Source organism: Blastococcus sp. SYSU D00669, from assembly GCF_054050715.1.
Genome location: NZ_JBJGZV010000032.1, coordinates 55,363 through 61,843, shown reverse-complemented (window position 1 = coordinate 61,843; position 6,481 = coordinate 55,363). Strand labels below are relative to the sequence as shown.

The 6,481-nt window shown below is 77.5% G+C and carries 10 protein-coding genes; 4 read left to right on the top strand and 6 right to left on the bottom strand.

What is annotated here, in order from left to right; translation table 11 throughout:
• Positions 1 to 115: 115 nt before the first annotated feature.
• Together ACI8AF_RS20260 and ACI8AF_RS20255 are read left to right on the top strand one after the other, a co-directional pair.
• Entirely contained in the window at positions 116 to 250 is a 135-nt protein-coding gene (locus ACI8AF_RS20260; RefSeq protein ID WP_456541549.1) for a hypothetical protein, read from the top strand.
• Between the two features lie 39 nt (positions 251 to 289).
• Entirely contained in the window at positions 290 to 1,207 is a 918-nt protein-coding gene (locus ACI8AF_RS20255) for an MSMEG_6728 family protein (RefSeq protein WP_456541548.1), read from the top strand.
• Here ACI8AF_RS20255 and ACI8AF_RS20250 read toward each other — a convergent pair.
• The 3 genes from ACI8AF_RS20250 to ACI8AF_RS20240 are packed head-to-tail and all read right to left on the bottom strand — an operon-like array spanning position 1,196 to position 2,831.
• The gene (locus ACI8AF_RS20250; RefSeq protein ID WP_456541547.1) at positions 1,196 to 2,062 is read right to left on the bottom strand and encodes a phosphotransferase family protein; all 867 of its coding nucleotides are present in this window, start codon (positions 2,060 to 2,062) and stop codon (positions 1,196 to 1,198) included. The two genes, ACI8AF_RS20255 and ACI8AF_RS20250, sit on opposite strands and share 12 nt — an antisense overlap.
• Positions 2,059 to 2,478: a PaaI family thioesterase gene (locus ACI8AF_RS20245; RefSeq protein WP_456541546.1), complete on the bottom strand. Its 420-nt coding sequence runs from the start codon at positions 2,476 to 2,478 to the stop codon at positions 2,059 to 2,061. Before ACI8AF_RS20245 ends, ACI8AF_RS20250 begins: the two co-directional genes overlap by 4 nt.
• On the bottom strand, positions 2,475 to 2,831 hold the full coding sequence (locus ACI8AF_RS20240; protein WP_456541545.1) for a VOC family protein: 357 nt from the start codon (positions 2,829 to 2,831) through the stop codon (positions 2,475 to 2,477). The genes ACI8AF_RS20245 and ACI8AF_RS20240 overlap by 4 nt, the downstream gene beginning before the upstream one ends.
• A gap of 147 nt (positions 2,832 to 2,978) precedes the next feature.
• Here ACI8AF_RS20240 and ACI8AF_RS20235 point away from each other — a divergent pair, with 147 nt between their 5' ends.
• Entirely contained in the window at positions 2,979 to 3,659 is a 681-nt protein-coding gene (locus tag ACI8AF_RS20235; RefSeq protein ID WP_456541544.1) for a YbaK/EbsC family protein, read from the top strand.
• Between the two features lie 3 nt (positions 3,660 to 3,662).
• On the opposite strand, the gene mscL is transcribed toward ACI8AF_RS20235, so the two are convergent.
• The 3 genes from mscL to ACI8AF_RS20220 all read right to left on the bottom strand — a co-directional run bounded on the left by mscL (position 3,663) and on the right by ACI8AF_RS20220 (position 5,204).
• Positions 3,663 to 4,100, bottom strand: a complete 438-nt coding sequence (gene mscL / locus ACI8AF_RS20230; RefSeq protein WP_456541543.1) for a large conductance mechanosensitive channel protein MscL — start codon at positions 4,098 to 4,100, stop codon at positions 3,663 to 3,665.
• Between the two features lie 48 nt (positions 4,101 to 4,148).
• Entirely contained in the window at positions 4,149 to 4,772 is a 624-nt protein-coding gene (cpaB, locus tag ACI8AF_RS20225; protein ID WP_456541542.1) for a Flp pilus assembly protein CpaB, read from the bottom strand.
• 111 nt (positions 4,773 to 4,883) lie between these two features.
• Positions 4,884 to 5,204: an FmdB family zinc ribbon protein gene (locus ACI8AF_RS20220; protein WP_456541541.1), complete on the bottom strand. Its 321-nt coding sequence runs from the start codon at positions 5,202 to 5,204 to the stop codon at positions 4,884 to 4,886.
• Between the two features lie 229 nt (positions 5,205 to 5,433).
• Between ACI8AF_RS20220 and ACI8AF_RS20215 the strand changes: the two genes are divergently transcribed.
• Positions 5,434 to 6,465: a class I SAM-dependent methyltransferase gene (locus ACI8AF_RS20215; protein WP_456541540.1), complete on the top strand. Its 1,032-nt coding sequence runs from the start codon at positions 5,434 to 5,436 to the stop codon at positions 6,463 to 6,465.
• Positions 6,466 to 6,481 lie beyond the last annotated feature (16 nt).

Genomic DNA, 6,481 nt, shown 5'->3' with positions numbered 1-6,481 from the left:
TCGGGGGGGCCCCACCCCACCCCCCCCCCCCCCCACCCGCCCCCCCCCCCCCCCCCCCCCCCCCCCCCCCCCCCCCCCCCCCCCCCCCCCCCCCCGGGCCGGGGACGACGCCGCGGTGGCCGCCGCCCGCGCCCGCGTGCAGCTGGCCAAGACCGGGCTCGGCGAGCGCGGGCCGGCCTGGTGGGAGCAGGACGACGCCGCGCGGCGCCGGCGGTGGGAGACCGCCCTGCGCGACCTCGACGGCGGCTGACCCGGCAGGCCGCCGGTCGCTCGGTCAGGATGGACCGCGATGCAGACCTTCCTGCCGGTGGCCGACTTCGAGGAGAGCGCCCGGCTGCTCGACTCGCCCCGGCTGGGCAAGCAGCGCGTCGAGACCCTGCAGGTGCTGCGCGCGCTGGAGCTGCCGGACTACGGCTGGGCCACCCACCCGGTGGTGAGGATGTGGCGCGGCCGCACGCCGGCCCTGGTCGCCTACGGCCTGGCGATGGTGCGGGTCTGGCGGGAGCGCGGCTTCGCCGACAGCACCCAGACGCTCATCACCGAGTTCGCGCCGGAGATCGCCGGCCGCCCCCAGGCGGAGCTGGCGGCCGAGGGCCTGCTGCCGTCCTGGGTGGGCGACGAGGCGCTGCACCTGTCGCACCGCTCGAACCTGCTGGCCAAGGAGCCGGAGTTCTACCGGCCGCGGTTCACCGAGCGGTTCGGCCCGGAGCCCGACGACCTGCCCTACGTCTGGCCCGAGGCCGACGACGTCCCGCCCGCGCCCGAGCCCGACGGCGTGCGGGTGTGGGTGGTGCGGCCGCGCTCGCACGCCGAGCTCGGCGCCTGCCTGGCCGCCGGCGTCGTCGGGCTGGGCACGCAGTCGGGGGTCGACGTCGACGCGACCGGCCTGGCGCCGGCCGAGCTGCGCGCGCTGTCCAAGGAGCTGTCCGGCCGGCGGCCGGCCAAGGACCTGCGCCAGCTGTCCGCGTTCCTGGACGAGCTGCGCCCGGGCGACCCGGTCGGGCTGCCCGTCGAGGGCGGTGCCGGGCTGCTGGTGGGCGAGGTCGTGGGGGAGTACCTGTTCCAGGGGCGCGAGCTGCTGCCGCACCGGCGGCCGGCCCGCTGGGACCGCGTCGTCCCGCGGGCCGCCGCCCGCCCGCCGGCGACCCTGCAGGACCCGCGGGCGCTGTTCTCCGTCGTCCTCGACCCCGCGTCCCTACCGGGCTGACCGGCCGGCGAGCGCGGCCTCCAGGCCGTCGCGCGCGGGGGACCGCCCGTGCTCGGCGTCGATGACGACGCCCCAGACGGCGGCGTGCAGCCGGCGCAGCTCCAGCCACGGGGCGAGCGCGGCGTCCGACGGGGCCCCGGGGAAGGCGTCGAGCGCGGCGCGGCCGTCGAGCCGGCGGGTGCTGCGCAGGCAGGCGAGGTCCCACTCCAGCGGGCCGGCGCAGGTGTCCTCGAGGTCGGCCCACCGCCAGCCGATCGCGGTGGCGAGCAGGTTCCCGGGGTGCGGGTCGCCGTGCAGCTGCCGGACGCTGCCCACGAGCCGGGGCCGCAGCTCGGCCAGCCGGGCGGCGAGCCGGTCGAGCAGCGGCGCCGGCACCCGCCACCGGGCGCCGCGGGCGGCGAACGCGGCCAGGTCGTCGAGCGGGGTGTCCAGCGGCGGTGTCGCCGGCACGGGCAGCGCGCCCAGCACCTCGTGCAGCCGCGCGAGCGCCCCGCCCGCCTCCCGCGGGCCCGGCCGGTCGGGGAGCACCTCGACCCGGGTCCAGAAGGACAGCACCGAGCCCGCGTGCCGGTGCGGTCCGGGCGGGAGGACGTCGCTCGGCGGGACCACGGCCGCACCCGCCGCGTCGAGCGCGGTGGCGAGCGCGACCTCGCGGCCGAACGGCACGCCGACGTCCGGCCGCACCACCGCGGTCAGGGTCGCCACCCGCGCCACGACCGGCGCGGGGGCGAGGTCGACGACGACGTTGGCGCCGTCGTGCAGCACCCGCGCGTCGTCGGTGCGCAGACCGTGCGCGGCCGCGACCGCGCGGGCCGCCGACAGCGCCGCGGCGACCCGCGCGACCGGCGGCCTCACGCGCCGGGCAGCGGCACGTTCTGCAGGCGGACCTGGCCGCGGGCGACGAGCTTGCCGTCGTCCGCGCGGGTCAGGGTGACCAGCCACAGCTGCAGCGTGCGGCCCTGCTGGATCGGCTCGGCGCGGACGTCGACCCGCCCGGTGCTCATCGGCCGGAGGAAGTCGGTCTGGTTGTTCACCCCCACCGCGAACTGGCCGCGGTCGAGCACCGCCGCGCTCGCGCCGATGCTGGCCGCCGACTCGATGACCGTGCAGTAGACGCCGCCGTGCACCACGCCCCACGGGGTGTGCTGGTCGGGGCCCAGGTCGACGAAGCCGGTCACCTCCGCGCCCGAGATCCCGGTGACCTCGAACCCCGACGCCGCGACGAACCGGCTCGCCGCGGAGAGGTCGACCGACGGCAGCTCGGCGCTCACGCGTCCCACACCAGGCAGAAGGGGTGCCCGACCGGATCGGCGTAGACGCGGAAGTCGCCGCCGCCACCCGGGAGCCGGCGGGCACCGAGCGCCAGCACCTCCGGCTCGGCCTCGTCGACGTCGCGCACGTAGACGTCGAGGTGGAACTGCTGCGGGCGCTCGGGATCGGGCCAGTCCGGGGGCTCCAGGTCCGGCGCCTCCTGGAAGGCCAGGCGGTGCCCCGCGCCGGTGGCGACGACCCAGTCGTCGCCCGGCGAGCCCTTGATCTCCATCCCCAGCAGCTCGGCGTAGAAGGTGGCGAGCGCGTACGGGTCCGGTGTGTCGATGACGACGGAGTGCAACTGGCCGATCATGCGCCCATCCTCACGCCCACCAGCCGGTTCGCGACAGCCGGATCCCGGACCCGGGGCGCAGCGATCCGGCCACCCCGGCCGACGGCCGCCCGCGCCGGTGCCGCACGATCGCAGCATGTCCCGCGCTCCGCGACCCTCGCCCGCCCCGTGACCGCGCCGACGCTGGGCACGCTGACCTGGCACCCGGCCGCCGAGCGGACCGACCTGCTCGGGCAGCCGGTGGCCGCCGCGCTGCCGCGGGTGGGCGGCCCGGTCTGGGTGGCCGCGATCGACGACGCGCTGGCCGACACCGCCGCCTTCACCGACGCCTACGGGGTGCCGCCCGAGGCCTCGGCGAACTGCGTCGTCGTGGCGGCTCGGCGGGCGGGCGTGACCACGCTGGCCGCCTGCGTCGTGCTCGCGACGACCCGCGCCGACGTCAACGGTCTGGTGCGCCGGCACCTGGACGCGCGCAAGGCCTCGTTCGCGCCGCAGGACGTCGCCGTCGCCGAGAGCGGGATGGCCTACGGCGGCATCACACCGATCGGGCTGCCGGCGAGCTGGCCCGTGCTGGTCGACGCGGCTGTCGCCGCCGCCGAGCTGGTGGTGGTCGGCTCCGGGACCCGCGGCAGCAAGCTCGCCGTCCCGGGCGCCGTGCTGGCCGGGCTGCCGACCGCCCAGGTGCTCGACGGCCTGGGGCAGCCGCTCGCGCCGCCGTCCTCGGCACCGCCCCGGCCGGAGCGCGCCCCCGACGACAGCGACGTCGGCTGGGGCGAGCGGCCGCGCGACCCCGGCGACGACGACCGCCGCTACCTGGAGGACCGCCCTCCGCACTGGGGCAGCGACTAGCCCCTACAGCCGACCGGGCAGCGTGGTGGTGCCGGCGCCGGACGGGTCGAGGCCGGGCTCCAGGCCCTGCTGCGCGCGCAGCAGGTCGCGGATCTCCACGAGCAGCTCCACCTCCGTGGGCGCGACCGGGCCCGGCTCGTCGCCGCGCTGCCGCCGCTCGATGATCCGCTTCATCGGCACCACGACGACGAAGTAGACGATCGCGGCGGTCAGCACGAACGTGATCACCTGGCTGATGAACGCGCCGTAGGTGAAGGTCTGCCCGTTCACGGTGAACGTGCCGCCGAACTCTCCGCCGCCGCCGACCAGCGCGATCAGCGGGGTCAGGAACGAGTCGGTGAACGCGGTGACGACGGCGGTGAAGGCGGCACCGATGACGACCGCGACCGCCAGGTCGACGACGTTGCCGCGGAGCAGGAAGTCCTTGAAGCCTCGAAGCACCCGGGTATCCACGCACAGCCGCCCCGGACACGCCAAACCGGGGGTGCGTCACGGTGGCGGCAGGCTGACGGTCAGCGTGGCCGACGTGGCCACCGCGGCCAGGCGGGCCGCCGTCGCCGCGTCCACGGCGAGCACCAGCAGCCCGGCGTCCTCGTCCGCCTCCGGGGCGGGGGCCGGAGCCGCGAGCACGAGCGCGGCCGCCGCGACGACCTCGGCCGTCGCGGCGTCGGGTGCGGTGGCGAGGACGTCGACGCGGTCGCCGGTGCGGACGAGCCCGGCCACCGCCAGGTCGGCGAGCCGCACCGGTGCCGCGACCTGGCCGGCGGGCAGCCCGGCGGTGAGCCCCGGCCCGACGAGCCGCACGTCGGTCAGCGGTTCACCGGTCCGCACCCCGCCGGCCAGCCGCCGGCCGGCGAGCTCCCGCGGGTCGGCCACCGCGCCCCGGGGCACGGCCCCGGCCGGCAGCCGGGCGACCGCCAGGTCGGTGCTGCGGAGCACGGCACCCGACGGCAGGTCGGCCGCGGCCACGACCACGGGCGCCGGCCGTGGGCCGTCGGCCGCTGCCGGCGGGGGTGGACGGAGGGCGAGGACCAGAGCGGTCGCAGCCAGCAACGCCGCGGCCAGGCGGCGCAGCGCGACGACGGGGGAGCGGGGACGGCGGAGACGCAGCACCCCCGCAGCGTTCCTCGCGGGCGGGTGTCGACCGGCGTCCGCCGCCGGGTTGTGGACCGGGCCCGCGGCTGTGGACAGCGCGCGGGCCCGGGAGGGAGGTCTGCGGCGACCTCAGCCGGCGGCGGCCTTCGCCGTGCCGCCCGAGGAGGAGCTGGATGACGGGGACGAGTCCTTCGACGACGACGACGGGGAGGACGAGCCGCCGTCGGACGACGAGCTGCTCGACGAGGAGGAGCCGTTGCCGCTGCCGGCGCGGCTGTCGGTGCGGTAGAAGCCGGAGCCCTTGAACACCACGCCCACCGAGCCGTAGACCTTGCGCACCGTGCTGCCGCAGACCGGGCACTCCTGCGCCGGCTCGTCGGTGAACGACTGCACGAGCTCGAACTCGTGCTTGCCGTCGGGGTTGGTGCAGACGTACTGGTACGTGGGCACGGCGGTTGCGCTCCTCGTCGGGTGAGCCGGATTGGCACTCGGCCCTGTCGACTGCTAATCATGCGCTGTCTCGCCCACCGCGTCCACACACCGGCGGCGAGGATCACGCGCGCGGGCGTGGCGCGCTCGATCGGTGCCCGGGCCTGGGCCAGCTCCTCGGGCGCACGTGTCGGCCGTCCGCGCGTTCGAGGTGCGCTACCGTCGCGCTCTCCGGCCGAGGGGGTGCCCGATGGCGAGGATGCCCACGCCGGCGCTGCTGGCCGAGGTGCTGCGCAGCGGGAACCTCCCTGCGCGGCTGCGCGCCGCGCGAGCGGGTCTGACCGGCGTTCGGGTGCAGCAGATCGCCGCCGCGCTCGACCTGGGCCTGCTCGACGCTCTCGGCGAGGGCCCGGCCGGCACCGAGCAGCTGGCCGCACGCCTGGACGTGGTCGACCACGACCTGCTGGCCGCCTATCTCCGCGTGCTCGCTGCCGCGGGGCTGATCGCCGGAGCGGACCCGTGGCGGCTCACCCGGTTCGGCCGCGCGGTCGTCGACGACGACGTGGTGCGCGCGTCGTACGAGGGCTTCGGCGGTTACCACACCGAGCTCTACCGGGGTCTGCCGGCGCTGCTGCGCGGTGGCCCGGGGCGGCGCGACACCGCGGAGCACGGCGAGGTGATCGCCCGGATCTCCACCGCGATGTACCCGCTGGTCCGCCACCATCTGGTCCGCACGGTCACCGAGCGTCGGCCGCGCCGGGTGCTCGACATCGGGTGCGGTGCCGGCCTGTACCTGGCGGTGGTCCTCGAGGCGGCTCCCGACGCCACCGGCGTCGGCGTGGACGTCGACCCCGACGCCGCGGCACTGGCCCGGCGCACGCTGAGCGAGCGAGGTCTGGCCGACCGGGCCGGCGTCGAGGTGGTCGACATCCGGAAGGCGCTCGCCGCCGGTCGCCCGGGCGCCCTCACCGACGGCATCGACCTGGCCCTGCTGGCCAACGTCATCTACTACGTGCCGGTCGACGAGCGGGTGGGGCTGCTGCGCGCGGTCGCCCGCCTGCTCGCACCCGGCGGTGCCCTCGTGGTCGTCACCACCGTGGCGGGGCCGCAGCTGTTCAGCCGGCACCTCGACCTGCTGCTGCGGGCGCAGGAGCAGCGCATGGAGCTGCCGGCCGTCGACGTGCTGCTCGGTCAGCTGCGCGAGGCGGGCCTGCAGCCGCACCAGCCCGAGCGGATCGGCCCACCCGCCGCCGCGCTCTGCGCGGTGACGGCGAGCCGCTGACGACGTCGGTCACCCG